We start from the raw sequence: 1490 nt of genomic DNA, 5'->3' as shown, positions 1-1490 counted from the left end.
GCCGAACCCCTGGCCCCGGAACCCGTCCCGGTGAGTTCCCCGATTCCGCCGGCACCTGTCCGGCTCATCGCCCCACCGCGGCCGGTGACTCAACCTTTCCAACCCCCGCGTCCGATACCAGTCCGGCCGGTCGCGGTTCCTGTCAACGGAGGCAACTGACATGCCAGAAAACAGTTCGGTCATGGTCATTCACCACAGCGACTACCGGCTCAATTCCCACGCCATCGGCACTGTCGCCGCCACCTACATCCCCGCGATAGGCATGGTGATGGTCTGTGTCGGCAACGGATCGCTGTGCATGGTCCCCGACCAAGCCGCCGAGCTGATCGGCATGCTCACCGCCGCTCTGGACTCCCACACCACCTCCACGCAGGCGGTGGCGTGATGTTCCTGCGTGAGATGTTCGGCTTCCCGCCGCCAGGTGTGTCGATCGCGATCGGTTACGACTCCGATGCGGACGTGGTCTTCCTGAAGGTGGGCCGCACGGCGGTAGTTCTGACGCAGCGGGAAGCGTCCGGGCTGATCGAGGACCTGATGGATTCCATGGACGAGCAGAACCGAAATACAAGGTCGAACAACAGCATTGCTCCCGGCACGGAGGTGGCGTGATGTCCACGTCGTCGCTTCTGCCCCTGGGCGTGGTGTTCGCCGCGGTGATCGTGTCTGCCGCTCCCGCTGCCGAAGCCGCTACCGGTGAATGCGTGATGCTCTGCCAGAACCAACCATCGCACCCGTCTCCAGGCGCGTGCTCGATGTTCTGCGAACCACCGGCACCACCGCGCGATGACAGTGCCTGTGGCCAGTTCTGCGTACTCAACAACAGCTGGGATCGCGGGAACCGCTAACGGTCCGACGTCTGTTCGGCCGATTAATTCTCAATGAAAGGTGTTGATCAGCAATGGATTCGATGCACAAGTGCGAGGGCTACTGGGTCTCGCGTGACGTCGATGACGTCATTGATTACCGAGTGCCTGGCACCGAGATCAAGGGTTACGGCTCGCCGGGTGTCCGGTTCAACAGTGAGGCGTTCGGACCGATCGCCCCGGAGGGTTCGATCCTGGTGACTTTCGGGGGTGGTGGCCTGCACCGCTCTGGTGGCCCGTGCCCGGACTTGATCATGCCCATCGGGTCTGCGGTGTCGTTGATCTCGCTGCTGCATGCCGCGGTGACCGATGCCCTGATCGCTGAGGGGCAAGTACTCGAACCGATCCCGTTCGTCGACATCACGGCCGAGAAGTGCACCTGCCCGCGATGCATCAATACGCAGGAGCTGTCATGAGCGTGGCAACGATGGTGCCCCCGCTGGCTGCGATTGCCGGTGGTGTGGGCATGGCGGCTCGGATGGCGTATTGGTCCCGGCAGAAGCCAGTTCCGCGCGTGGAGACGGTCGCGGATTGGGTGGCTGCGGCACCGGCCGAATTGAAAGCTTCGATCCTGGTGTTCTGCGATCGCCAGCAAGAGCTGATGCTGTGGCGTGAACTGGATCTCGG

General features: G+C 63.2%; 3 protein-coding genes and 1 pseudogene. All 4 read left to right on the top strand.

Annotated elements, in window-relative coordinates; genetic code table 11:
• The first annotated feature begins 160 nt into the window (after positions 1 to 160).
• Positions 161 to 385, top strand: coding sequence for a hypothetical protein (locus tag ACLMAL_RS39535; protein ID WP_412003754.1), 225 nt, complete (start codon positions 161 to 163; stop codon positions 383 to 385).
• Complete coding sequence (locus ACLMAL_RS39530) at positions 382 to 609, top strand: hypothetical protein (RefSeq protein WP_412003753.1); 228 nt, start codon at positions 382 to 384, stop codon at positions 607 to 609. Before ACLMAL_RS39535 ends, ACLMAL_RS39530 begins: the two co-directional genes overlap by 4 nt.
• Positions 610 to 898: 289 nt before the next feature.
• Positions 899 to 1279, top strand: a complete 381-nt coding sequence (locus ACLMAL_RS39525; protein ID WP_412003752.1) for a hypothetical protein — start codon at positions 899 to 901, stop codon at positions 1277 to 1279.
• A pseudogene (locus tag ACLMAL_RS39520) lies at positions 1276 to 1490 on the top strand (hypothetical protein); the annotation flags it as partial. The gene ACLMAL_RS39525 and the pseudogene ACLMAL_RS39520, both read left to right, overlap by 4 nt.

Source organism: Nocardia sp. CWNU-33 (assembly GCF_046764895.1).
In the GTDB taxonomy this organism is placed as follows: Bacteria; Actinomycetota; Actinomycetes; order Mycobacteriales; family Mycobacteriaceae; genus Nocardia.
This window is presented reverse-complemented; position numbering and strand designations above follow the sequence as displayed.

Coding starts and splice junctions, on each gene's coding strand:
- ACLMAL_RS39535 (WP_412003754.1), top strand. CDS start 161: ATGCCAGAAAACAGTTCGGTCATGGTCATTCACCACAGCGACTACCGG.
- ACLMAL_RS39525 (WP_412003752.1), top strand. CDS start 899: ATGGATTCGATGCACAAGTGCGAGGGCTACTGGGTCTCGCGTGACGTC.